This window comes from Synechococcus sp. CC9902, from assembly GCF_000012505.1.
Taxonomy (GTDB): Bacteria; Cyanobacteriota; Cyanobacteriia; order PCC-6307; family Cyanobiaceae; genus Parasynechococcus.
The window spans coordinates 1,111,054-1,134,845 of the sequence record NC_007513.1; the positions used below are offsets into that span (position 1 = coordinate 1,111,054).

The window sequence follows — 23,792 nt, forward strand, 5'->3', positions numbered from 1 at the left end:
TTGAGCTCATGAACGGTGCAGAGGCCTTTGCTGCGGTAGCCCTAGCGGCGGTGGCTTGTGATGGAGTGTTGGGCCGAGATGAAGCCCATGCTCTTCGCCTCCAGTTGGAGTACCGATCCCTGTACAGCAGCAGCAGCGAGGCGGCGATGGGTGTGCTATTCGACCAGCTGTTAAAGGTGCTGAGAGAGCAAGGTGTCACGGGACTTGTCGACGAAGCGTTGCCCGTACTGAGTCGTCGTCAACAACAATCCGCGCTGGCCCTCGCCGCACATCTTGTCCATGCCGATAAGAAGGTGACCAGCGAAGAGCAAGATTTTCTCAATCAACTGGTGTCCAAGGTGGACCTTCCAGAAAACGAAGCGAAAATGATTGTTGTGGCTATTGAGGCTTTAAATCGAGACATGCTCGACAGCTAGGGGCAGACTGCAGGGAGTTCCGCTTGAGGTGATGCCGCTGTTCCCCCGCCGTTTTGTTGCCGCGCTTCTGGCAATCAGCCTCTGCTTGTTCGTCTGCGTACCCGCAGGGCTAGCAATTTCGCCTTCCGAGCTGGGTGCGTCTCCTCCAGAGGAGCTCATTCTCGACGACGCTGATGTTTTTAGTCGCGCCAGTCGGAATGAGTTGGATTCGAAGCTGAAGGGCTTGGAAGATCAACGCGTCAATGCACGTTTAATTACTTTGCGGCGCCTTGATTACGGTTACAGCTTGAAGAGCTTCGGTGAAGAACTGATGGCATCTTGGTCTGGGAAGAGCGAGATCCCCCTACTCCTGATCCTGATCGAAACACAAAACAAGCGCGCTGCACTTCTCGCCGACTCAGCTTTGCAAAGTCAATTGCCCGAGTCGTTACTCACGAGTACGGCGCGAACAACGATGACTCTTCCCCTTCGTGACGGTGATCGCTACCGACAGTCATCGATCGACGGTATTTCCCGTTTGTCAACTGTTCTTGCCGGTGGAGAAGACCCAGGTCCTCCTGAGGTGGTTGAGCGGGTGGCGCTTCCTACCAACATTCCAACGAAGGCGGAAACCGAAGAAAGTGATGCAACTACTTGGATCATTGTTTTACTTGTGTTGGGCACGATTATTCCGATGGCCACCTGGTGGGTCTTTTCCCGCTAAGTCAGCGCTGTCATGAGTCGCCGAAACTGGGTCAACTTTTTTTCGCGTGGGCAGGGATTCGATCTCACCAACGACCTTGAGCGTGGTTACGAATCTGCGCTGTTGATCCAGAATTTGGAACTCGAGTTCTATGGCGATCGACTGGTCAGATCCGACGTTGAGCTAGGCGTACCAAAGTCGGTTCAGGCCAGCATCCTGAGGCGGTTTCGGGCCGCCTTGTTGATCTGCCGAACCACCCTGGAGTCGGTCGAGCGCAATCGAGGGCAATTTGATCTTCAAGAACTGAGGCAGCTACAGCTGATTGAGGCTGTGGTGAGTCGTTATGGATATCAACTGCCAAGTGGAGGATCTCCTGCAATCAGTCGTGCTCCAGAGGCTTTGCCGAGATCATTGCTCGGATTTTTCGATACTGTTCGCCGTCAACTTGATCCTGCGTCTGAGGAAACAGTCGTTGCAGGTTTTCGCCGACGTCGCAACAGCACTCTGATCTCGTTGCGCATTCTGTTGCTTTTAATTTTGGTGCCGTTGTTGATTCAACAGGTTGCCGGTGCATACATTATTTCCCCTGCTGTTGATCGATTATCTCCAGAGTTGCCATTTTTAAGTTATCCAAAACCAAAGCTTGAAGAACAGGCTGTTGAGAAATTGCGCGTCTATAAGCAAGAACTTGAATTTGACGCTTTACTCAATTCAGATCAACCACTGGAGGCAGATCAGCTGCGTCAAAAACTAGCCGAAAAGGCTATTGAACTCAAGGATGAGGCTGATGGTCTAAGTGTTCAAGCAGTTAAAAATGTTTTTTCTGATTTAAGTGCTCTTATAGCATTCACGGTTGTTTGTTTTGCTAGTCGAGATGATTTACGCGTGATGCGTGGTTTCTTTGATGAGGCTGTGTATGGGTTAAGTGATTCTGCTAAGGCATTTGCAATTATTTTATTCACCGATATATTCGTCGGCTTTCATAGTCCTGAGGGATGGACTGTTCTGCTTAATGGGATCGCAAAACATTTGGGTTTACCCTCTCAAGAAAACTTTGTGATGTTATTTATCGCCACTTTCCCAGTTATATTGGCAACAATATTTAAGTATTGGATTTTCCGTTATCTCAACCGAGTTTCGCCATCCTCTGTGGCCACACTCAAAGGAATGAATGGTTCTGGTTGATACCCAAGTGCACAAATCGGAGTTAATCCTTGTCAGTGGTCCATCCCGTGGCGGCAAAAGTCGATGGGCTGAATCTCTTCTGGCAGAAGATCCTTGTGTGATCTACATCGCAACGGGTACGAAACGCGATGATGATCCAGCTTGGGTGGAACGGTTGCGCATTCACCGAGAACGGCGGCCGTCGCACTGGCGTTTGCTCGAACCTGGCCCAGATCTGACTCAGTCGCTCAAAAGCATTGATGCAACGCAATCTGTCTTGGTCGACTCATTGGGTGGATTCGTTGCCGCACGCCTGGATTTGGACAGTGCGGCTTGGACCGAATATTGCGAAGATCTGATCGTCACCCTGCGTCATCTCACCTTTAAGTGCGTTTTGGTGATCGAAGAAACTGGATGGGGTGTCGTTCCTTCGACCCAAATTGGCGGCTTGTTCCGAGATCGACTGGGTCAATTGGCACAACAGTTGGATCAAATAGCGGATGTGAGTTGGCTTGTCTTGCAGGGGCGAGCTGTTGATCTTCGCTCCATCAGTCACCCCGTTCCATGAGCATCGTGAACCCTGAAGCCCCATTGCGGGTTGCCTTATTTGAACCTCGAATCCCTCCCAATACAGGGAACATCGCGCGAACTTGTGCGGCATTTCAGCTACCCCTATCGCTGATCGAACCACTGGGGTTTCAAATTGACGACCGCAGCGTCCGTCGAGCTGGTCTCGATTATTGGCCCCATGTGCAGTTGTCGACGCATGGCAGCTTCGAGGCCATGAAACAGGTTTTACTCCCGCAAAGCCGGATTATTGGTTGCAGCCGTCGTGGAGGCAGTTGCCTGAGCGACTTCGAATTTCAACACGGAGATGTGTTGCTATTTGGTCGTGAAGACACTGGCCTTCCTGATGATGTGCGCGATCAGTGCCACACCATTGTCACGATTCCAATGCCAGGGGCAGCGGATTCCAGCGGTCAAGGGGGCGTAAGAAGCCTCAATTTGTCGGTTGCCTGTGCCCTTGTGACCTATGTGGCAGGCCATCAGTTGCAATTGTGGTGATCAGAGGACTGCGCTAACCCCCCTTGCACCGACTGCATCGGCTCGTTAAGTTCAGCCGATCTTCTTAGGTTGTATGCGGGCACTGCTCCTATTGGCAAGTGCAACTACTCCTTTCTTGGCCCTCTCGGTTTGGAGTGGCTTACCTGGGCATGCAGATAACAATGTTTTCAACTTGGCGGAGCTCCCTCCCCTCCCTGTAGAAGTTTCACAACGTCAGACACCTCTATCTGCAACGGAGTTTTCTTCGTCTTCAGACGAGTCAGCATCATCAGCCCCCTCCCTCTGGTTCCAGCTCACCCGATCGATTTCGCTCACTCAGCTTGCAAAGGCTCTTGATCTACCCCCAGATCAACTAGCTGAGCTGAATGGTCGCTCTACCACCCATCGTTTTTCAACTAAAAGTTGGGCTGTCGTTCCTGCGTCTCTAGGTGATCGAGCTGAATTGATCATTGGTCTTGATAAGAGGTCGCGTCGCGATTCGGCTCCACTTTCATCTCCCCCGCCCGTATCTGAAGTTGCTGCTGTTCAAAAAGGAGATTCCCTGGCTTCGTTTTTGGCCCGCAATGGCGTTTCTCGCGCTGAACTAAAAACCTTTAACCCCGGTTTACAGCTCAACGAATTAACAGTTGGCCGCGAATTGCGAGTAGCCCAAGCTTCACCGGGTCAATCGATGCTTGCTATTCGTCCAACATTGAGTGGTGGTGCTGCTTGGCCCATGCGACCTTCCTTCAACCCTGGACGCACCCCAGCAGAACGCCTGAAATTTGGTCGAGATTATCTATGGCCAACAAAGGGGGTTTTCACCTCCGGCTTTGGCTGGCGTTGGGGGCGCATGCACAAGGGTATTGATATTGCCAACAACACTGGAACGCCGATTTTCGCTTCCCGTGATGGCGTAGTGGCTTTTGCAGGGTGGAGTGGTGCCTATGGCTATTTGGTTGAGATTGCCCATGCGGATGGTGACTCAACCCGCTATGCCCACAACAGCCGCATCTTGGTCAGAAAAGGTCAGATCATTCCCCAGGGTTCCCGGATATCTTTGATGGGGAGTACAGGACGAAGTACAGGTCCCCATCTCCACTTCGAAATACGCCGCGCAGGTGGTGCAGCACTCAATCCTTTGAGCAAACTTCCCGCACGTAAGGCATGAAACGGCGGTAACCGATCGTTCTTGTCGTTAACTAATCACTAAAAAGCAAAATCGATCATTAAAGATCAAGCGATTTTGCTTTTCGTTTAAATGTCAGAGGGGAGACTTGAACTCCCGACCTCAGGGTTATGAATCCTGTGCTCTAACCAGCTGAGCTACTCTGACAAATGGCCTTTAGGCCAGTGTGCATCATACATCTCAGGGTTCAACAATCAGCGCATTTGTATCGCATTCAGCCGGTCTCGGAATGATTGAGGACTTTCGGATTGGACCACATCCACCGTTTCACTCACGATTTGGGTTGATATCTTGCGTTGCACTGCACCACGTCGAGTTGTGTTGCTTCTTGAACCAGTACCAGGACGACGTAGGCCTCCTGTTCGCTGGTCTCGCTCGAGGGGCTTTTTCTTCAAATCTCCCCTCAACTGATTGAGAAGCCTGAAATGCCCCGTTGCACTGAATTTGCGGAGAAGGGAGGGGTCCCAACGGGATGTCTGTTCAGTCATTGGCTGAGTGGTGGGCGTGACAAGTACGAAGACGTGATAATTTGATACGTAAGACTGGAAGTCGTTTCGACTACGGGTTAGTCCCTCTCGGCTTCCGGTTAATCCTCACTGTATGACGATCATGACCGATAACGGTTGCCTGCGCGTGGGCCAAAAGGCCCCTGATTTCACTGCTACTGCTGTGGTGGATCAGGAATTCAAGGAGATTTCCTTATCTCAGTACAAAGGGAAGTACGTGGTGTTGTTCTTCTATCCGTTGGACTTCACTTTTGTTTGCCCTACGGAGATCACCGCGTTTAGCGATCGCTATTCAGATTTCTCCAGCAAGAACACTGAAGTTCTTGGCGTCTCCGTAGACAGCCAATTCAGTCATCTGTCGTGGATTCAAACAGCTCGCAACCAGGGCGGCCTTGGCGACATCAACTATCCCTTGGTGTCTGACCTGAAGAAAGAAATTGCGACCGCTTACAACGTTCTTGATGACGCAGAGGGTGTTGCCTTGCGTGGCTTGTTCATCATCGATCCTGATGGTGTAATCATGCATTCCACGATCAACAACCTGCCCGTTGGTCGCAATGTTGATGAGACCCTTCGTGTGTTGCAGGCCTTCCAGTACGTCCAGGCTAATCCTGACGAAGTGTGCCCCGCAAACTGGACTCCTGGTGAAAAAACAATGAAGCCAGACCCAGAAGGTAGCAAAGAATATTTTTCCGCAATTAGCTAATTGATCGTTTTCTCGATTCGTCGAGTCGATCAGTTGAAACCCCTTCGGTTATGCCGTAAGGGGTTTTTTTTATGAGTCGGTCAATCGCCGCCGACAGATTTACATCCATGGCGATACCTCGGCCATCGCTTACGACGATACGAACCAACGATGGAAGACCACCCTTTGTGGCCTTTAGATAAACAGGCTCTACGTAAAGAAGGCTTGTCCCTACTGGTAAAACCAACAAATTACCTTGGACAAGTTCTGAACCACCACCATCCCAAAGACTAAACACCTTGCTCACTTCAGGATCTTGATTGATGAGAGCTTGGATTTGTTCAGGTCCAAGAATTGGTCTGTCTTTTGGAAAATCGATCAACAACAATTCCCCATAATGTTCAGCATCATTCCGTGCTGCTAACCAAGCAGTTAAATTTGGCCTTGCCAGAGGTGTAAGAGGTTGAAGCAACAAAAACTCTGAACTATTATTTCCTTCTATTTGTGCAGTTATATGATACGGTTCAACGGATATCTGTTCTCCTCCATATACCTCTAAGGGCACTTGCCACACATCATCGCCGCTATAAAAAATCCGGGGATCTTCAACATGATATCTCTGGAGTTGACTCACCTGTACTTTGAAGAAATCTTCCGGGACTAATAGATGTGCTTTGAGAATATTTGGCATGCTTTCAATTGATTCGAAAAGCTGTGGAAACAATTTTTGCCACGACTTAATGATCGGATCATCAGGTTCACTCACAAATAGACGCATACTGCCGTTGTATGCATCTACTACCACCTTGACTGAGTTTCGTAAATATCGATCAGAGTCTGTTTTACTAACTGCAGCACTGTACGCATAAGTAGCACTATGTGTATAACCCTCGGCAATCCAGAATTGGTGCTGGATTCTGTTTCCGCTGGTTCCTAATTCAAGATTGTCGCCAGGCACAGAAACCAAATAGGGATCTCCTCGTAGATCTAGGAATGGAGCGATGGCTCGAATGCGTTGCCTCACTTCACGGCGTAAAAGAACCCTTGAATCCTTCTGAATTGCTTTGGTTGTGAGAAGTCTGGGTTCCGCCAAATAAATCGAAGCGCACAACCTTTGTATCAACGAACCAATTGGCACGCCAGCAGATCCCGCGTAGTGAGAATAAACATTGAGATCTCCATCTGGATAATCGAATTCATCGACTTCAGTTGGCACAACTGCATAGGGTGAAGGCAGCATGCCGAAGTAAAGCGCTGCATTTTGTGCAGGTATGGCAGCTTCTACATCTTTACGCTTGATGCCAAGGTCACGATTGCCTTCGATCCGTGTATTCGAACCCAAATCACTGATCACATAGGACGGAAGTCCATCAGTACCTCGTGTATTCACAGGACTGACAGTAAATCCATTCCCGTGGGTGAAAACAAAGTGTCTATTTTGCCAAGTTTTTGAACGTCGAGGTAGTGCTGATTGATCGAGTTCCCGCGCTGAGATAATCACCTGCTGCGATGTATCACTATCTGGAATTAATGGATAACGATCAACAGCAGCATTGGAAAAGCGGTAATAAACCCTTAGCTGTTGAAGCTGGCGGTTCGTTTCCAATAGAGGGCCGCTATCCCATAGGCGAACATTGCGCAGAGTGCTTGCTCCAGACTCCAAATCTTCTTCAGTGAGATCAACATTGGGTTCAGTTCTCCGCCGTTGGATGCGATCCAACTGAAAACCATGCCGTGTTGAACGAATCGCGGTTTCAAGGTACGGCGCTTGAAGAGCCAATTCTTGTGGTCGCACCACCAGCCAGCGCGTCAGTGGCGTCAGGGTGCTTTCAATGATCACAATTGCGGCCACACACAGGAGGAGCAGACGTTGTAGGTGTCCTATCCCTCTGACGATGCAGCTCACGCCTAACACCAACAGAACAAAGGCGAGCAGGCTTCGGAATGGAAGGGTGAGGTGTTGTTGAAGCCAGCCGGCCCCTGCAACCAAGCCGTGCTGATGCCAAAGCAACTGATGTCGCGATAACCAAACCAGACCTGCCACACCAAGCAAATTTGTGCCGACCCCAATCGACAGCCATCGGTAGGAGCGGTTGCCAAGAGCCGGCATCGACCAATCCGACAGGTGCGGAGAGACCGTTACTCGTCCCCAAACAGCATGGGCTGTGGTGAACGTTCCAGAAAGAACAAGCAGCTCTAGGCCTAACTGGATTGCAGAAAATCGGCCGAGACCAAAACTGAGATCCGTACCAAGCAATGGCTCGCGGAGTCCTTCATCAGGGATCAACCAAGCCAGGCTCCACACTCCCCAGGCCCGAGACACCACCAACACCAGTGCAAACCCCATGGCAACAGCAACCCAGCGCCTCAATTGAGGTCGACACAACGACACTCCCGCTATGGCCAATTGAATTGGGAGCAGAGCCTTCCACTCCGAAGCCATCGAGTGTCCTGTGGATTGCCAGTGACTCAGGCTGAAGGGTTGTTTCCAAGCCAGGATCGCTAGATCACTCAGCACAACGCTGCAAGCAAGAAATGCCAAACCACTCACCATCAACACGAGGCTGAATCGCATCCCATCAATGGGGCGCTTCTGCTGACGCGGTGGATCGTCGATCCGATCAAAGGCTCGAAGCCAAAGCACCGCAAGAAAAACTGGTATGGAGCCAGCCCCTGCAAACAGCAGTTGAAGCATCCAGCGTTGAAACAGAACCGACTGCCAGTTGAATTGGGCAAACCAAACCCACTCCACATGCATTCGTGCCACCACAACTAAAACCGGTGGCAACAGAATCCAGAGGAAGCGTTTCATGTCAGTTCAGTTCAGCCAGGCTCCGAAACCGCTCCCCGCTCAATGTTTCCTCTTCGATCAACGCTTCTACGAGCTGATCCATCAACTCACGCTTTGATTCCAACAACGACACAGCATGAGCCAAGGCGTTTTTGGCCAAAGTTCGAATTTGTCCATCGATTGCTTGACCAGTTGTTTCGGCATAACCGGGCCGTTGACTGAACCAATCACGTCCCAAGAACACCTCTGATCCAGCTCCTTCTAGCGCTAGTGGGCCGAGGCTAGAGAAGCCAAACCGAGTGACCATTTCTCGGGAGAGTTGGGCCACCATTTGTAAATCGCCACTGGCACCTTGGGTCACTTCCAACGGGCCGAACACCACCTGTTCTGCAGCTCGGCCGCCAAGGGCCACCACTAAGTCGGCCATGCAAGACGATCGGGTCACTAAACCCGAATCCAATTGTTCTTCATCGGGCATAAATCGGGTGTATCCGCCGGCTCCACCACGCGGGAGAAGGGTCACTTTGTCCACGTCATTGGCAGCCGGAAGAAGCGTTGCCACGAGGGCATGACCGATCTCGTGGTAGGCAATTAATCGCTTTTTGGCGTTGTCTTGCAAGGGACGATTGCTCAATCCCATGGTGATGCGTTCGAGAGCGCCCTCTAGGCAGCTGTCGTCAATTTCAGTGCTGTTGTGCCGGGCGGCGAGAATGGCCGCTTCGTTCAACAAATTGGCTAAGTCGGCACCTGAAAAGCCAGGGGTGCGACTCGCCCATTCCTCCAAATTCACCGCCAGGGCAAGGGGGCGACTTCTGGCATGCACAGCAAGAATGGCCGCGCGTCCCCGTCGATCTGGGAGACCCACATCGATCCTTCGATCAAATCGACCAGGCCGCGTTAGAGCAGCATCCAGGACATCAGCACGGTTGGTTGCAGCTAAAAGAATGACCCCCGAGTTTTCCTCGAAGCCATCCATCTCCGTTAGGAGTTGGTTCAAGGTTTGTTCCCGTTCATCGTTTCCTCCACCGATTCCGGCTCCCCGTTGACGACCAACGGCGTCGATCTCATCAATAAAAACAATGCATGGAGCCTTCTCTTTGGCCTGACGGAATAAATCGCGAACCCGACTGGCACCGACACCTACGAACATCTCAACAAATTCAGAGGCTGCCATCGAGAAAAACGGAACCCCAGCCTCACAGGCGATGGCTTTGGCCAATAACGTTTTGCCAGTGCCCGGTGGACCGACCAACAACACTCCCCGGGGAATCTTTGCCCCTAGCCGAATAAATGTTTCTGGTTGCTTGAGGAAGGTCACCACTTCCTCTAATTCTTGACGGGCATCATTGATGCCTTCCACGTCTTCGAAACGAACTTGCAGGTCTTCCTGCGGTTTTAACCGTGGTTTGCTGCGACCAAACCCAAGGGCGCGGTTTGCCATTTGGGCTGAACGACGCAGCAATAACGACAAACCGATCACCACAAGCAGCACCACCAACAGGGTGCCGGCGAGATCTTTATTCGCCTGTTCGCGCCGACCATCCACCACCGTTAAGGGTGTATCAGAGCTTTCAGCGGCACGCAGGATGCGGTCGTCATTCGGAAAAATCGGAACGCTCACTTTGCGTCCGTCGTCGTACACAACTCGAACTTCCCGTCGCGCTGGGACGAGATCTAATTGCTTAATTTTTTTGTTGTCGATATCCCTGAGCAGCGTCGAATAGCTGACGCCTTCCTCTTTCTTCCATAATTTTTGGAAGAACGGTTGTGTCACCTGCTGGTTCGCGGGTGAATCCGATGACTGCGTCGAACCTGGAGCCACAACAACACAATGCTGAAATGAGCCTAGCGATTTGACGCAAGGCCTCTTCAAGCGAGAGAATCATTTTTTGACGATCTCCAAGCCGCGATGGCCGTTCCGAAGAAGAAAACATCGAAAGCCAAGCGCAATCAGCGCAGTGCCACTTGGAAAGGGAAAGCTGCGATAGCCGCAAAGCGCGCCATGTCGATCGGTAAGTCGGTTCTAAGCGGCCGTGCTCAAGGATTTGTGTACCCCGTTAGCGATACAGACGAAGCCGAGGCCTAAGAGGCACGATTCAGACGGATTCGAGTCAGATCACGATTCGGATCCACGTCGAAAACAACATCAGCAGGAATGTTTTGGATGGTTCCTGAGGGGATCGCACTCAAAATCATTCTGATGAAGCCATCCAGAGCGCTCCCGTTAAGGGAGCTGCCTCGAGCCATCCGCATGGCATCTTCTTGTTGCCGTTTCCAAAGCTGAGGTGATTGATGGTCAGTGGCACGAAGTTGCCAAAGCTGATCAAGTTGATGCCAGATGGGTTGATAGCGCTGCAGGATCTCCTCAATCTTTTTCCGGTAGGCCATTTCACTCCGGGTGAGAGGTGGATTCAGCCCCTCCTCCTGGATGGTGGGGTCGTATCCCGCTGGGCAGCCCACAAACCAGCCTTCGAGAACAAGGAGATCTGCATCGCAAGCACGCCAACCCGAGCGATCCCCCCGTCCATTCCGCAAGGCCTTGTCAAAACGAGGACATTCGACAGGGAACCCGTTTCGCCAATCTTCAAGGGTGCGTTGCAGCAGTATCAAGTCGTGACTCCCAGGCAAAGCACGCGGCACACCCCAAGGATTGCCTTGCATCGAACGTTCAAGTTGTTCGGCAGGAAAATAAAAGTCGTCAATTGAGACCACCTGCAGAGATAAACCCAATTTGTGCGCAGCAGCTTCAAGCCAATGACCCAAACTCGACTTCCCGCAACCTGGAAGCGCACTCAAGCCAACTAATTTCTTGCGGCCCTGATACTTACGGGCCAGGCTCAACATCGGAATTCCAAGGGACCACAGCCAGTCAGAACTGCTGTTTGGATGCCAGGCCTCAAGCTCGAGATTGAGGTGTTGGCTAATCCAGGACTGCCGCCACTGATGAGGATCCTCAATTCCCAGAAAACGGAGCAATTTGCCCTGATCTTCCGCAGAAATGAGCTGACAACCTTCAGGATCCAACCTTGAAGGCCTCCAATACAACGGCGTAAATGAATCCCAATCTGAGGTAATCCAACCAGGGAGATCGTCGACGCATTAAGACGAGCAACTCACAAGCGAGTAAGGCAAAAAATGCACTAAACGTGCGAGCTCCTGTGGCGTTATCGAGGTGAACCGTGAGATTGCTACCGATAAAGAAGCCAGCGAGTAACAACAGAATTCGAGAACTTCGTCTCCACCAAGGTCCGCCAAAACTGGCTTTGAGCTGTTGGCCAACAGTGCGTTGAAGTGCCGCCAAACGAGTGCGCTGCAGCGTGCTCATGGACGTGAGTGAGGCAACAACGACTCCATGTAGTTCAGCGTCACCATTCCATCCAGGCAAGGGGGGCCCTGCTGAAGCAGGGATGGATTGTTTTGGTCTCCAAGGTGGTTCAGAACGGCAGTGGCGAGATCACAACTGTCCGAAAGGTCCAGATCCCAAGGAGACGGGGTCAACACACATGGCAGGCCAGCAGTTGTTGCTGCCTTAAGACCTACAGCTGAATCTTCGATTGCTATCCCACAGCTCGAGTCAACCCCACTGCGCTTGAGTGCCAAACAGTAACCATCTGAACTGGGTTTTCCTCTGGCTACATCGTCAGATGTCACCACGCCATCGAAATCCGGGAGGACTCCTTTGGCTTGATGAAGCAGTGCCTGAACAGATGGCCCTCCACTGGAGGTCACGATCCATTGCTGGACATCGTGATCGTGCAATTCGTTCACAAGACGAACGACGCCTGTTCGCCACCGCACATGGCCTTCACGAACACGGGAAAAATAATGCTCGCGTTTCACATCTCGTAAGCGGTTCAGCTGGTGTTCTGTGAGGCTGATCCCCTGATCCTTCGCATAGATCGATACACGAGGAATGCCTCCCGCAATGGATAGCAGTTCGGAATACAGCTCCTTGTTCCAGTGAAATGGCAGCCCCAAATCACGAAAAGCCTGATTAAAAGCTGGACGATGTCCCTCCATCTCCGTGTCAGCAAGGGTGCCGTCTACATCCCAGAACACAGCTCTTAGAGCAGTCATCGATCGCTAAGCCGAGGGCACAATGCAGCAATCATCCTGCTCAAGGTCACCGCACCGTTGCCAGTAGATCCCCCGAATTGGTGCTGGTCCCTACCAGCGGTGGTCGATCCAGACCCATTGCCAGGGCTTGAACTCCCGCTACCACTTCGTGCCCTATTGCGACGTCGTGGATTTCGTTCGGTCGAAGAAGCCAAACAATTTCTGATCCCAACATCACTGCCGGAGGCAGAACTTCATTTTCCCGATCTAAAAAAAGCAACAAATCGCTTGGTCGAAGCGTGTCAGAACAACGAAACCGTGGCGATCTGCGGCGACTATGACGCCGATGGAATGACCAGTACTGCGTTGCTGTTGCGTGCCCTAGGGCCCTTAGGAGCTGCTCCTAGGGCAGCGATCCCCTCTCGTATGGAAGAGGGCTATGGACTCAATCCGTCCATGGTTGATCGACAGCACCGCGATGGCGTCAAAATTCTCGTCACCGTGGACAACGGAGTTGCCGCGTCTGCTGCACTCCGGCGCGCCGCAGATTTGGGAATGGAAGTGATCGTGACGGACCATCACACCATTCCGGACAAACCAGCGCCGATGACAGCCCTGATCCACCCGGCAACAACACCTGATGGGTCTCCCTATCGAGGCTTGGCAGGTGTGGGGTTGGCCTACGTGTTGGCGCGAGCCGTTGCTGAACAACTGAATCAACCTGAAGCCATCTGTTCAGCCCGAGATCTCTTCTGCGTTGGCACCGTCGCCGATATGGCTCCACTCATCGGTGCCAACCGTGCGTGGTTGCTAGAGGGACTCAATCAACTTCATCGCACTGAATGCTTCGGCTTACAAGCACTTCAACGGCTTGCCGGTTTGGGGGAACACCCACTCACTGCAGACGACATTGGTTTTCAGCTCGCCCCACGCATAAACGCAGTTGGGCGCTTGGGTGAACCTCGTCTCGTTGTGGAGTTGTTAACCGCCGAAGAACCAACAACAGCCATGGCGTTGGCCCGACGTTGTGATGATTTCAACCGTCAACGACGTGATCTTTGCGATGCCATAGAGGCAGAGGCTGTTGCTTTGGTCGAAGCCGATTCTTCCGATCAGTTGCCCTCATTTCTTCTCTTGGCCCAGAGTCACTGGCACCACGGCGTGATCGGCATTGTTGCTGCTCGTTTGGTGGAGAGGTACCACCGACCAGCTGCCCTGCTTGCCGGCGATGGAGAGGGACTGATGCGCGCCTCGGTGCGATCGCCCCGCGGCTTTGCCGTTGATCAAGCGTTGAATCACTGCGCCACGCTTTTAGAACGATTTGGTGGTCATCCAGCAGCAGGAGGTTTCACTGTCCGAGCCGAGAATGTTCATGCCCTCCATGAACTGCTGTGTGATCAAGCTGATTCGTGGTTAAAGCAACAAGGCCAGGGTTTACCCATCCAACCCGACGCGCTGCTCCGGTTGGATGAAGTGAATTGGGATCTCTGGAAATCTCTTCAATCACTGGCCCCCTTTGGAATCGGCCATGAAGTTCCCCTGTTCTGGTCCAGGGATTGCACTGTTGAAGAGAGGCGTGACCTAAAAGGTGGGCACCTGGCACTCAGATTGCGTCAAGCCAAAACAGAGCGCAGGGCGATTGCCTGGCGATGGGATCCCGCTAGCCATGTTCCAGATCAGTGTGATGTGGCTTACCGCATCAGTGTGAATCGCTGGCAGGGCGAGCAAAGGCTCCAGTTGGAACTCAAGGCCATCCGAACGCACAGCGACTCTGTGATGCTCCAACGGGGTCTGAGAAATTATGTGGCGAAGCAGATTTCAAGCTCAACATTCACCCTCACCAACAGTGATGGGCAATCATTGCAAGCTGCAATCGACGACAACCTATCGCTCGTTAGCAATGATGAGCTTGCTAAGGATTCAAGGGTGAGTCAGTTGCTTGAAGAGGCTGTTTTAGGCCTAGGACTTCGTCCTTAACCTCCCCTTGTTCAGAGCGCTCCTCGGCGGTAGAAGAGGATGAAGACAACCGCCGGACCTGCAAGAGCGATGAGGGCGAGGGCGGCGAAGTTGGCGATCAGGTGGAAATCGAAGCCCATGGCGAATGCGTGCGTTCCAACGACAGGTGTAGCACCAGGCTACGGGGCATTCGACCGAAGCCGGACACTCTTTCATTTTGACTGTGATGGCTTGTCACAGCCACACCCATGAACAAGCAATCCCCATCGTGGCGCTGCATCCATCATTGCGGAGCCTGCTGCAGGCTTTGCCCCGAAGAACGAGGTGAAGCACTCGCGGCTCTCAGCGAAGAACAGCGAGTGACTTATCTATCCATGGTTGGGGATGATGGATGGTGCATCCATTACGACAGTGGGGGACAACGCTGCACCATTTATGCCGAACGTCCTGATTTTTGTCGCGTCAGTGAGTTGGGAACATTGTTTGACGTCCCCCCAGATGAATTGGATTCATTTGCTATTTCCTGTTGCAGACAACAGATTCGCGCCACCTATGGCGGACGGAGTGGCGTAATGCGTAGGTTTGATCGTGCCCAACGAACGGAAGTTGACCGACATGACTGAGCCAGGTGAAATAACTTCTGGACGCCCTGGCTTCGTCGCTGTTTTATTCAGCACCTTCACTACTGTTTTTCTTGCCGAGCTTGGAGACAAAACACAGCTCGCCACGCTTTTGTTGTCGGCTCAGTCCGGTTCGCCTGGCCTTGTTTTTCTCGGAGCAGCGCTGGCGTTGATCTGCTCAAGCCTTGTTGGTGTCTTGGTTGGTCAATGGCTCGCCAAAACTCTGCCCCCAGAACGCCTTGAATTGATGGCCGGCGTGCTCATGGTTTGCCTTGGTCTGTGGCTTGGACTCCAAGCCAGCCGATCACTTCTTGTTATCGGATCCCAGGCTTAAGCCATGGACTTTGCTCTCCTCCTTTCCACATTCGTCACCGTTTTTCTCGCGGAACTGGGTGACAAAACCCAGCTAGCAACGGTCGCGATCAGTGGCACATCCGATCGTCCACTCGCGGTTTTTCTTGGATCGTCTTCCGCTCTTGTTTTGGCGAGTTTGTTGGGAGCGCTTGCTGGTGGTTCTGTCGCCACTGTGATTCCCAGTGACCTACTGCAACTCGTAGCGTCACTTGGCTTTTTAGTGATCGGATCACGTCTTCTTTGGCCGTTACTGCGAGGTCAAGCGAAAGAGTCAGACGAAACCGATCAGTCGAACTCTTAAACTATCTGTCAGGTGGGGTTCTCTGCAGGCTTGACGGATTTGTCAGCCGCTCCATCTTCCCCCCGGTTCTGTTAACCGGTTTCTGCCTCTATATCGATGAAATTCACGGTCGCCGATCTACTCGACCAGTTGTCCTCCAGTGATTCGGTTGAGACAGCTGTCGTTGCCAAAATACTGAAGCTGACGAATCAATCAGATAAGAAATCTTTGGACATAGCGATTGATGCCCTCTCAAAAATGGGTGTTCTGACTCGCCGCGATGGAGATGTTGTTGCACTTTCTCGAAACGATGAATTGATTGATGCCCGACTTCGATGTAGCAGTAAGGGATTTTGTTTTGCGATTCGAGACGATGGCGGCGACGATATTTATATCCGAGATCATCAACTCAACCATGCCTGGAACGGCGATCGAGTTCTTGTAAGGATTACGCGGGAAGGGGGTCGTCGTCGTTCTCCGGAAGGAGGTGTGCAGTGCATTTTGGAGCGTTCCACTACTTCACTTCTTGGACAGGTTGAACGTCGAGACGATCAATTGTTTGCTGTTCCACTCGACGATCGGATGCTCACCACCATCCGACTGCCGGATACAGCGATGGAACATTTGTCGAGTGAAGAGCCCACTGCAGTCGTTGAGGTTCTTGTCGATCGCTATCCAATTGCTCAACATCCGGCCATGGGGCAAGTGGTTCGTCCGCTTCCTCTGAATGGTGGACCAGCCGCAGATCGCGATCTTCTTTTAACCAAAGCAGGACTTCACCAACGTCCCTCGCCACCCCGTGGCTCTGGCAAGGCTCCTGCAGCGAAAGGTCGTGTCGACTTCACAGATCAACCCGCTTTGTTGTTGAGAAGTTGGACTGATTCGAGCGCACCTGGGCTTCCCGCTGTTCATGTGGAAGCGCGTGATGGAGGTTGTCGGCTTTGGTTGCATGCTCCTGCTGTTGCAGAGCGCATCATCGGGAGCAATGCTCTGGACCTCTGGTTGAGAGAACGGATGGAAGCCCTTTGTCTCGGAGAAAATTGGCAACCATTGCTCCAACCTTCGCTCAACGCCATAACCAACTTCGTACCTGGTGAAGAAGCTGAAGCCGTAACCGTTCGCATGGATATATCCCAAGAGGGTGAACTAACTGATTGGGAATTCAGTCTTTCAACTATCAAGCCGGCGGCTTTCATTGGGGTTGCACAACTGAAAGCCCTTGATGAACGCAAACCCAAGTCGCGAAGCATTCCGGCAGCGCTCAAAGGGATCAAAGATCATTTAGGTCAACTTGAGACACTGCGCTTTTGTGAAAGTTGCTTGAGGAAGAATGAGCAGGCTCAAGGTTTCGTTCAGTTGGACCTATGTCCACCGCAATTAGAAAGCTTGGCTGATCTGCGTTGGGCAGATCCGATTAGCTTGCGCCATCGCTGGATTGACGCACCAGTTTCTTCAGATCCTCATTCTCTCCTTCAGCCCTTGATTCGCGCTGCAGATCGTGCCTGGCAACTGCATCGTGAAGCACTGAAACTTCCAGGCATCACTACACACACAGGAGATCCAGATCCATCCCCCCTCACTGATGTAGCCAAAAGTGCAATTGCACTTGAATTGCCCTTGGAATTGGATGAGGAAGGGAGCCCTTCTGCGCAGGAGTTAATCGGAGTGTTTAGTGAGTCACCGCATCGAAGGGTGCTCGAACAACAACTCAGCCATGCCTTGCCAGCAATCAATTTTGTGGCTGTTGTACCAACGTTTGCACCCCTTGATGCAGAGCAAACTTTGCCTGAAGATTCCTTAGGGGATCCTGGTCATGCGCCTGTTGAAATCCTCCAAAAAGTCTCTTCAACGCCATGGTGTTGCGCCACGATGAGTTATGCGCATCTGGTGAATCAACAAATCTTGGTGTCATTGCTCCAAGACGGTAAAGATCGACCAACAGTGCGCCAAAAAGAGAGATTGATTCTTGGCCGTCAAGGTTGCGAACAAGATCTCAGCTGGGCTTTATTCACCGGAAGTCAAAACGAAAAACTCAAGTCTTTGGTTAGCGATCGTTTAGTCCAACGGCTGAATGGTCGCCGGCGGCAAGTCTTGGAGCTTGAAAAAGATCTGTTATCCATGGTTCAGGCCCGCGCTGCTCAGCCTTTGGTGGGATTAACGACTGATGGTCGAATCAGTGGAGTTCAAAGCTATGGATTTTTTGTCGAAGTTGGTGAAAGTCGTGTGGAAGGTTTGGTGCACGTCAGCTCACTAAACGATGATTGGTATGAATATCGTTCACGACAAAATCGTCTCGTTGGTCGGAAAAACAAACGCGTCTATCAACTTGGAGATACGGTTCAAGTCCGTGTAATCAAGGTGGATGTTTTACGCAACCAAATTGATCTTGAGGTGGATCCTGTGTTCTTTGACAAACCAACGGATCAAGGAGAAATTCCTCAATCTGCATCGATCCCATTCGACAATCAATAATCCATGCATCCTTATGTTCTCGCTGTTACTGGTGCATCAGCACAACCCTTGGCTGAACGAGCGCTTCAGCTCCTCTTGGCGAATGATCGGAAAGTTCATTTAGTGCTAAGTCGCGGAGCGCATGAAGTATTTCGCGCTGAGCAAGGACTTTCGATCCCAGTCGATCCAGAACAACAAATTCCTTTTTGGAGAGAACGTCTAAAGGTTGAGGATGGCGAGCTCATTTGCCATCGATGGAATGATCAAAGTTCGTCGATCGCCAGTGGAAGTTACCGAACGAAAGCCATGGTGATTGTTCCTTGCAGCATGGGAACTGTTGGACGAATTAATGCTGGCATTGCCACAGACTTGATTGAACGATGTGCCGATGTTCATCTCAAAGAACGGCGTCCCCTTGTGATTGCTCCAAGAGAAACTCCTTGGAATTTGATTCACCTACGCAATCTCACTGCCTTAGCGGAGGCCGGAGCCACGATTGCCCCGCCAACCCCTGCTTGGTACACCCAACCAAAATCGTTGGACGACATGGTGGACTTTCTGGTCGTTCGTTTATTTGATGGCCTAGACGAAGACCTGGCTCCACTTCAGCGCTGGACTGGGCCGATTCAATGAAGCTTCTCCAGCGAGTTCTGCTGATCCCGAGTTTGCTGCCCCTTTTGGTTGTTCTGGTGCTGTCGGCTCTTCACCGTGGTGAACCAACCCGTCTGCATTTATTGGGTTGGTCATCTCCAGAAGCCCCACTTGGCGTTTGGACTGCTCTTGCTGCAACCGGTTCAGCAGCTCTTGCAGCCTCAAGTGCACTGTTTTTGATGCCATCACAGCAGCCGTTGCGACGACGTCTGCATCGGTCTTATGAGCCTCCTGCCCCGTCTAATTGGCAAGAGGATGGCGTTGATCAACAGAATTCCGTTCCCGCTCCGCCCCAACGCGATCTGCGCGATCCAGCTCCAACAGTGGCCGTGACCTATCGCATCATCAAACGTGGGGCTCCCCACAAGAAATCTCGAGATTCAGCCGATACGGAATCAGTTCAAGCCGTTAGAGGGCCTGTTCCCCGAGCTGTTTCCGCCCCACCTGTCCCAGAGTCCTCAGGGAGTGAAGCGTCTGATTGGGGAGACGATCCAAATCGCGGCTGGTAGACAGTCAGTGGATCTGCGTACAGTTACCGAAGTGATTGCGATCCGGTGAGCGAAGCGCCAGCAAACAAACCAGCTGCCAAGCCAAAACCACCGAAACCGGAGGACAAACCTTTTCCGGAGTTCATCGACACGTTGTTTTTGCCTGCGGTGGCAAAACAGCTTTTAGAAAATGGCATCACTGCTGATCGTCTCGAACGCGTTGAAGGTGATCGACCTGTTGTTGGCGGTCGTTGCCCGATGGTTGTGGGCGACCTCCCTGGTGGGCGCAGATTTTGGCTTTGTTTTGCCAAGGAAGACATCAACAGTGGCAAGGTGATTGCCTTGGCCGATCCAGGCAGTGATCCCACCTTGTTGGAGAGCTTCCTAATCGACGAGAAGCGGATGTCGCTGCCCTTGCTTGTCTCCCGCCTGTTGCAGCGATTAAACGGGCAGAAATGGTTGGGGAGTAATTAAGCCACAAGTCATGTGCACCCCCTTCATGCGCTGACACGCCTACATTGGAGAGATCGCGTTATTGGAGCCGATGGTCCCTCCCACCGCAGTGGCTAACCAGACGGCTGAAAGTGCCGTTTCAACAAAGGATCCTGTCAAGGACACGATCCTGACGCCACGCTTTTACACGACAGATTTCGAGGCCATGGCGGCCATGGACCTGCGTCCCAACGAAGCGGAATTGGAAGCTATATGTGAAGAATTTCGGAAAGATTACAACCGACACCATTTTGTCCGGAATGAGGAATTTGATGGGGCTGCGGACAAACTTGACCCTGAAACGCGAAAAGTATTTGTTGAATTCCTTGAGCAAAGTTGCACATCTGAGTTCTCTGGGTTCTTGCTCTACAAAGAATTAAGCCGTCGAATCAAAACAACCAATCCACTGCTGGCTGAATGTTTTGGTCACATGGCCCGTGATGAAGCCCGCCATGCAGGATTTTTAAATAAATCGATGAGCGATTTTGGAATGCAGCTCGACCTTGGATTCCTAACCGCAAGCAAGAATTACACCTTCTTTAAACCTAAATTTATCTTTTACGCTACCTATCTATCTGAGAAGATTGGATATTGGCGTTATATCGCTATTTTCCGTCATCTCGAGAAAAACCCGGATAGCAAAATTTTCCCTATCTTTAATTTCTTCGAAAACTGGTGCCAAGACGAAAATCGTCATGGAGATTTCTTCGATGCCCTGATGAAGGCTCAACCCGATACTGTTCGTGGCCCCGTTGCCAAGTTGTGGTGCAGATTTTTCTTATTGGCCGTCTTCGCCACGATGTACGTCAGGGACGTTGCACGAAAGGAGTTTTATGAGTCACTTGGCTTAGACGCAAGGACTTACGACAAAATGGTGATCGAAAAAACGAACGACACATCAGCAAGAGTGTTCCCAGTGGTTCTTGACGTGAATAACAAGAAGTTTTGGATTCGTCTCGAGCGGTTAGTGAATAACAATGCAGCACTGAATGCTGCCGATGCAAGTGATTCACCAGCACCGATCAAATTGATTCGTAAACTCCCCTATTGGGTTGCCAATGGTGCTGAGATGGCAAAGCTCTTCTTGATGCCGGCCATTGATAGTTCCAAATATCAGCCTGCAGTGCGCTGATCTCCACCGTTATTAGGCACCATTACTTCGATCAATTGACTGACGTTTTTTCAAACCACTGGAAGGATCTTCTTGAGACCCTTCTCAACCGCGGTGCTGGAGCTGGAGCTGATCTCGTTGAAGTGTTTCTTGAACGAACAAATCATGTCGGTGTTTTAGCCGAACAGGATCAAATTACCAGTGTGAATCCCTCATTCGCCAAGGGTGCAGGATTACGCGTTTTTCGTGGTGGGAGAGATGGATTTGTCAGCACAAATGATTTAACTCAGGACGGATTAACCCGCGCACTCGATCAAGCCCTTGCCATGCTTGGTCTAGATGTGAACTCCCTCTCCAGCAGTGATGACCGTTTCAATGGTTTGGATTCACTGATCGATCATGGTGTTACCAAAAACGATTGGCTGAGTCGGTGCCCCACTCTTGTGAGTGCCAGTCAGCGACTCTTAGAAGGAACAAGCGAGCTCGAACGAATCGGGCAACATCTTCAGGTTCGACGCGGCAGCTACTCGCGGGATTGGCAAGAGGTCTTGGTCGCTGCTTCAGATGGCACGTTTGCTCGTGACATACGACTTCATCAATCCACGGGCCTGTCAGTATTAGCGGCTGATGGTGATCATCGTTCGAGCGTTGGTCGTCGATACGGCAGCACAGATCGACCCGATGATCTTTTGCAATGGAATGTCGAAACGAGTGCGGCGGAAGTTTGTGAAAGTGCAGGAACAATGCTGCGCGCTGATTATGTCGACGCTGGGCAAATGCCAGTTGTGTTAGCCAATCGTTTTGGAGGTGTAATTTTCCATGAAGCTTGTGGGCACTTACTCGAAACCACCCAAATTGAACGGGGCACAACACCGTTTGCTGATCAAGTTGGATCGCTGATCGCACACCCATCTGTCACAGCTGTCGACGAGGGCCTGAGCGGAGGAGCATTCGGATCGTTATCGATGGATGACGAAGGCATGGAACCTCAACGCACGGTTTTGATCAAGGATGGGATTCTTCAGCGATTCATCAGTGATCGGGCTGGCGAACTTCGCACCGGTCATCAACGAACAGGCAGTGGACGTCGACAAAGCCATGCATTTGCAGCTGCAAGTCGGATGAGAAACACATTTATTGCCGCTGGTCCTCACAAACCAAAAGATCTGCTTGCTTCTGTCGATCGTGGTTTGTATTGCAAGGCGATGGGCGGCGGAAGTGTTGGCCCAACAGGTCAATTTAATTTTTCAGTTGAGGAAGGATATCTCATTGAAAATGGCGAACTCACGAAACCTGTGAAAGGAGCAACTCTTATTGGTGATGCCAAAGAGGTCATGCCGAGAATTTCGATGTGTGCCGATGATCTTGAGTTAGCCGCTGGATTTTGCGGATCTGTAAGCGGAAGTATTTTCGTCACCGTTGGTCAGCCCCACATCAAAGTGGACTCAATTACTGTTGGAGGACGTTGATCATGGCAACAAATAACGGTCTTAATGCCTCTGCTCTGCGCGACTCATTGCAAAAATTAGCGACTCGTGAAGGGATCAGTTCTTGGGATCTTGGTGCCGCATGTAGTGATGACTGTTCTGTCCAAGTTGATCGCGGTGAAGCGAAACAACTCAAGGCATCCCAACGATCTTCCATCACCGTGCGTGTATGGAACAACGATGGCCTTGTCGGCATAACCAGTACGACAGATTTGTCTGATGCGGGTCTTGAACAGGCATTGATCGGAGCCCATGAGGCAAGCCGCTTCGGAAACCCCGATGACATCCCTCATTTTTCACCCCTCGCGAAAGCACCTCTTCCCGAATTAAATCGTCCTCTTCAAGAGCGACGTGGAATCCTTCCACTTCTCGAGACGCTTCGAGAAGCGGAAGCTGATTTGCTTAGTCGTCATCCGTCGATTCAAACCGTTCCTTACAACGGTTTGGCTGAATCACTGTCTCAGAGTCTTTATCTGAATAGTGATGGAGCTCTTCGCGAGATGGAGCGCACCCAGGCCAGTTTGTACCTCTATGCAAGAGCTGAAGAAGCAGGGCGCAAACCTCGTAGCGGGGGGGCGTTACGTGTTGGATTAGGGAGTGCAGGTTTGGATATCGCTGGCTGTATTGATGAAGCTGTTGATCGGACGGTTAGTCACCTTGCCTACCAGCCCATCGAGACAGGGACCTACAACGTTTGCTTTACGCCGGAGGCATTTCTATCTCTAATAGGTGCCTTCAGCAGCATTTTTAATGCGCGATCGGTTCTCGATGGTGTGAGCTTAAGTAAACGAGAGTCGATTGGAGAAACTCTCGCGGTGCCGTTCTTATCCTTGCATGATGATGGCCTTCATCCAGGTCATATCAGTGCTGCACCATTTGATGGTGAAGGGACGCCAACAAAGAATCTTTGCTTGATTAATCGTGGCATTTTGAAGAGCTTTCTTCACTCTGAAGCGACGGCACGAGCCTTTCATGTTCAACCCACTGGACATGCTGGCCTCGGTGCGAAAGTATCTGTGGGCCCCGATTGGTTTGTTCTAGGTACCAGCGAAGGATGTTCCAGTGGTAATACGCTTGATCAATCGACTGAGAAAGATACGTTTGTGTTGATTGAGGATCTTTCGGCATTGCATGCAGGGGTCAAGGCCACGCAAGGCTCCTTCTCACTCCCATTTGATGGTTGGTTAGTCAAGGGTGGAGAACGCATCTCAGTTGAAGCTGCCACTGTTGCAGGTGACATTCGTACCGTTTTAAATTCAATCCTTCACCTTGAATCGAACTGCGAAGTAACTCATCGAGGTATCTCACCTCATGTTTGGGTCGAAGGATTATCAATCACTGGCGAAGCGTAAGATCAACTTTGACTAAC

The 23,792-nt window shown here is 51.4% G+C and carries 26 protein-coding genes and 1 tRNA gene; 19 read left to right on the plus strand and 8 right to left on the minus strand.

Features of this window, described 5'->3' with window-relative positions:
* Nucleotides 1-8 precede the first annotated feature (8 nt).
* The 6 genes from SYNCC9902_RS05745 to SYNCC9902_RS05770 all read left to right on the plus strand — a co-directional run bounded on the left by SYNCC9902_RS05745 (nucleotide 9) and on the right by SYNCC9902_RS05770 (nucleotide 4,477).
* A complete protein-coding gene (locus SYNCC9902_RS05745; protein ID WP_011359934.1) occupies nucleotides 9-416 on the plus strand; it encodes a tellurite resistance TerB family protein in 408 nt (135 codons plus the stop codon).
* A 31-nt stretch (nucleotides 417-447) separates the two neighbouring features.
* Nucleotides 448-1,119, plus strand: a complete 672-nt coding sequence (psb32, locus tag SYNCC9902_RS05750) for a photosystem II repair protein Psb32 (RefSeq protein ID WP_041424999.1) — start codon at nucleotides 448-450, stop codon at nucleotides 1,117-1,119.
* A 12-nt stretch (nucleotides 1,120-1,131) separates the two neighbouring features.
* On the plus strand, nucleotides 1,132-2,283 hold the full coding sequence (gene pxcA / locus SYNCC9902_RS05755) for a proton extrusion protein PcxA (protein WP_011359936.1): 1,152 nt from the start codon (nucleotides 1,132-1,134) through the stop codon (nucleotides 2,281-2,283).
* Nucleotides 2,270-2,830 carry a bifunctional adenosylcobinamide kinase/adenosylcobinamide-phosphate guanylyltransferase gene (locus SYNCC9902_RS05760; RefSeq protein WP_011359937.1) on the plus strand — a complete coding sequence of 187 codons (561 nt, stop codon included), beginning with the start codon at nucleotides 2,270-2,272 and terminating at the stop codon, nucleotides 2,828-2,830. Before pxcA ends, SYNCC9902_RS05760 begins: the two co-directional genes overlap by 14 nt.
* The gene (locus SYNCC9902_RS05765; protein WP_011359938.1) at nucleotides 2,827-3,327 is read left to right on the plus strand and encodes a tRNA (cytidine(34)-2'-O)-methyltransferase; all 501 of its coding nucleotides are present in this window, start codon (nucleotides 2,827-2,829) and stop codon (nucleotides 3,325-3,327) included. The genes SYNCC9902_RS05760 and SYNCC9902_RS05765 overlap by 4 nt, the downstream gene beginning before the upstream one ends.
* 73 nt (nucleotides 3,328-3,400) lie before the next feature.
* Nucleotides 3,401-4,477 carry a peptidoglycan DD-metalloendopeptidase family protein gene (locus SYNCC9902_RS05770; protein ID WP_011359939.1) on the plus strand — a complete coding sequence of 359 codons (1,077 nt, stop codon included), beginning with the start codon at nucleotides 3,401-3,403 and terminating at the stop codon, nucleotides 4,475-4,477.
* 91 nt (nucleotides 4,478-4,568) lie between these two features.
* On the opposite strand, the gene SYNCC9902_RS05775 is transcribed toward SYNCC9902_RS05770, so the two are convergent.
* Together SYNCC9902_RS05775 and SYNCC9902_RS12080 are read right to left on the minus strand one after the other, a co-directional pair.
* Nucleotides 4,569-4,642 (minus strand) — tRNA-Met (locus SYNCC9902_RS05775).
* Between the two features lie 47 nt (nucleotides 4,643-4,689).
* Nucleotides 4,690-4,983, minus strand: coding sequence for a hypothetical protein (locus SYNCC9902_RS12080; RefSeq protein WP_011359940.1), 294 nt, complete (start codon nucleotides 4,981-4,983; stop codon nucleotides 4,690-4,692).
* Nucleotides 4,984-5,104: 121 nt separating this feature from the next.
* Here SYNCC9902_RS12080 and SYNCC9902_RS05780 point away from each other — a divergent pair, with 121 nt between their 5' ends.
* On the plus strand, nucleotides 5,105-5,707 hold the full coding sequence (locus tag SYNCC9902_RS05780; protein WP_009789803.1) for a peroxiredoxin: 603 nt from the start codon (nucleotides 5,105-5,107) through the stop codon (nucleotides 5,705-5,707).
* Here the strand turns inward: SYNCC9902_RS05780 and SYNCC9902_RS05785 are convergent.
* Nucleotides 5,700-8,498, minus strand: a complete 2,799-nt coding sequence (locus SYNCC9902_RS05785; RefSeq protein WP_011359942.1) for a UPF0182 family protein — start codon at nucleotides 8,496-8,498, stop codon at nucleotides 5,700-5,702. The two genes, SYNCC9902_RS05780 and SYNCC9902_RS05785, sit on opposite strands and share 8 nt — an antisense overlap.
* A 1-nt stretch (nucleotide 8,499) precedes the next feature.
* A complete protein-coding gene (ftsH, locus tag SYNCC9902_RS05790; RefSeq protein ID WP_011359943.1) occupies nucleotides 8,500-10,299 on the minus strand; it encodes an ATP-dependent zinc metalloprotease FtsH in 1,800 nt (599 codons plus the stop codon).
* An 87-nt stretch (nucleotides 10,300-10,386) separates the two neighbouring features.
* On the opposite strand from ftsH, the gene SYNCC9902_RS05795 reads away from it, so the two are divergent.
* Nucleotides 10,387-10,563: a 50S ribosomal protein L32 gene (locus SYNCC9902_RS05795; protein ID WP_011359944.1), complete on the plus strand. Its 177-nt coding sequence runs from the start codon at nucleotides 10,387-10,389 to the stop codon at nucleotides 10,561-10,563.
* Here the strand turns inward: SYNCC9902_RS05795 and SYNCC9902_RS05800 are convergent.
* Genes SYNCC9902_RS05800 through SYNCC9902_RS05810 form a run of 3 tightly spaced genes read right to left on the minus strand, consistent with a single transcriptional unit; the run spans nucleotide 10,560 to nucleotide 12,554 of the window.
* Nucleotides 10,560-11,501: a phosphoribulokinase gene (locus SYNCC9902_RS05800; protein WP_011359945.1), complete on the minus strand. Its 942-nt coding sequence runs from the start codon at nucleotides 11,499-11,501 to the stop codon at nucleotides 10,560-10,562. The two genes, SYNCC9902_RS05795 and SYNCC9902_RS05800, sit on opposite strands and share 4 nt — an antisense overlap.
* Nucleotides 11,491-11,802 (minus strand): DUF565 domain-containing protein, encoded by a 312-nt coding sequence (locus SYNCC9902_RS05805; RefSeq protein ID WP_011359946.1) that lies wholly within the window; start codon nucleotides 11,800-11,802, stop codon nucleotides 11,491-11,493. Before SYNCC9902_RS05805 ends, SYNCC9902_RS05800 begins: the two co-directional genes overlap by 11 nt.
* The gene (locus SYNCC9902_RS05810) at nucleotides 11,799-12,554 is read right to left on the minus strand and encodes an HAD-IA family hydrolase (RefSeq protein WP_011359947.1); all 756 of its coding nucleotides are present in this window, start codon (nucleotides 12,552-12,554) and stop codon (nucleotides 11,799-11,801) included. Before SYNCC9902_RS05810 ends, SYNCC9902_RS05805 begins: the two co-directional genes overlap by 4 nt.
* Before the next feature lie 57 nt (nucleotides 12,555-12,611).
* Between SYNCC9902_RS05810 and recJ the strand changes: the two genes are divergently transcribed.
* Entirely contained in the window at nucleotides 12,612-14,510 is a 1,899-nt protein-coding gene (gene recJ / locus SYNCC9902_RS05815; protein WP_011359948.1) for a single-stranded-DNA-specific exonuclease RecJ, read from the plus strand.
* An 11-nt stretch (nucleotides 14,511-14,521) separates the two neighbouring features.
* On the opposite strand, the gene psb30 is transcribed toward recJ, so the two are convergent.
* Complete coding sequence (gene psb30 / locus SYNCC9902_RS05820) at nucleotides 14,522-14,629, minus strand: photosystem II reaction center protein Ycf12/Psb30 (RefSeq protein WP_009789811.1); 108 nt, start codon at nucleotides 14,627-14,629, stop codon at nucleotides 14,522-14,524.
* A gap of 108 nt (nucleotides 14,630-14,737) precedes the next feature.
* Here psb30 and SYNCC9902_RS05825 point away from each other — a divergent pair, with 108 nt between their 5' ends.
* From SYNCC9902_RS05825 to SYNCC9902_RS05870, 10 genes are all read left to right on the plus strand, one after another.
* Nucleotides 14,738-15,112: a YkgJ family cysteine cluster protein gene (locus SYNCC9902_RS05825; protein ID WP_011359949.1), complete on the plus strand. Its 375-nt coding sequence runs from the start codon at nucleotides 14,738-14,740 to the stop codon at nucleotides 15,110-15,112.
* Nucleotides 15,105-15,443, plus strand: a complete 339-nt coding sequence (locus SYNCC9902_RS05830) for a TMEM165/GDT1 family protein (protein ID WP_011359950.1) — start codon at nucleotides 15,105-15,107, stop codon at nucleotides 15,441-15,443. Before SYNCC9902_RS05825 ends, SYNCC9902_RS05830 begins: the two co-directional genes overlap by 8 nt.
* Before the next feature lie 3 nt (nucleotides 15,444-15,446).
* The gene (locus tag SYNCC9902_RS05835) at nucleotides 15,447-15,764 is read left to right on the plus strand and encodes a TMEM165/GDT1 family protein (protein ID WP_011359951.1); all 318 of its coding nucleotides are present in this window, start codon (nucleotides 15,447-15,449) and stop codon (nucleotides 15,762-15,764) included.
* 96 nt (nucleotides 15,765-15,860) lie between these two features.
* Nucleotides 15,861-18,215 (plus strand): RNB domain-containing ribonuclease, encoded by a 2,355-nt coding sequence (locus tag SYNCC9902_RS05840; RefSeq protein WP_011359952.1) that lies wholly within the window; start codon nucleotides 15,861-15,863, stop codon nucleotides 18,213-18,215.
* A 3-nt stretch (nucleotides 18,216-18,218) separates the two neighbouring features.
* Nucleotides 18,219-18,827, plus strand: a complete 609-nt coding sequence (locus SYNCC9902_RS05845) for a flavin prenyltransferase UbiX (protein WP_011359953.1) — start codon at nucleotides 18,219-18,221, stop codon at nucleotides 18,825-18,827.
* Nucleotides 18,824-19,354 carry a hypothetical protein gene (locus SYNCC9902_RS05850; RefSeq protein ID WP_011359954.1) on the plus strand — a complete coding sequence of 177 codons (531 nt, stop codon included), beginning with the start codon at nucleotides 18,824-18,826 and terminating at the stop codon, nucleotides 19,352-19,354. Before SYNCC9902_RS05845 ends, SYNCC9902_RS05850 begins: the two co-directional genes overlap by 4 nt.
* A gap of 45 nt (nucleotides 19,355-19,399) precedes the next feature.
* Nucleotides 19,400-19,807 (plus strand): DUF2996 domain-containing protein, encoded by a 408-nt coding sequence (locus tag SYNCC9902_RS05855; protein ID WP_011359955.1) that lies wholly within the window; start codon nucleotides 19,400-19,402, stop codon nucleotides 19,805-19,807.
* A 70-nt stretch (nucleotides 19,808-19,877) separates the two neighbouring features.
* Nucleotides 19,878-20,957, plus strand: a complete 1,080-nt coding sequence (acsF, locus tag SYNCC9902_RS05860; RefSeq protein WP_041425390.1) for a magnesium-protoporphyrin IX monomethyl ester (oxidative) cyclase — start codon at nucleotides 19,878-19,880, stop codon at nucleotides 20,955-20,957.
* Between the two features lie 35 nt (nucleotides 20,958-20,992).
* Nucleotides 20,993-22,405 (plus strand): TldD/PmbA family protein, encoded by a 1,413-nt coding sequence (locus SYNCC9902_RS05865; RefSeq protein WP_011359957.1) that lies wholly within the window; start codon nucleotides 20,993-20,995, stop codon nucleotides 22,403-22,405.
* Between the two features lie 2 nt (nucleotides 22,406-22,407).
* Nucleotides 22,408-23,775 (plus strand): TldD/PmbA family protein, encoded by a 1,368-nt coding sequence (locus SYNCC9902_RS05870; protein WP_011359958.1) that lies wholly within the window; start codon nucleotides 22,408-22,410, stop codon nucleotides 23,773-23,775.
* Nucleotides 23,776-23,792 lie beyond the last annotated feature (17 nt).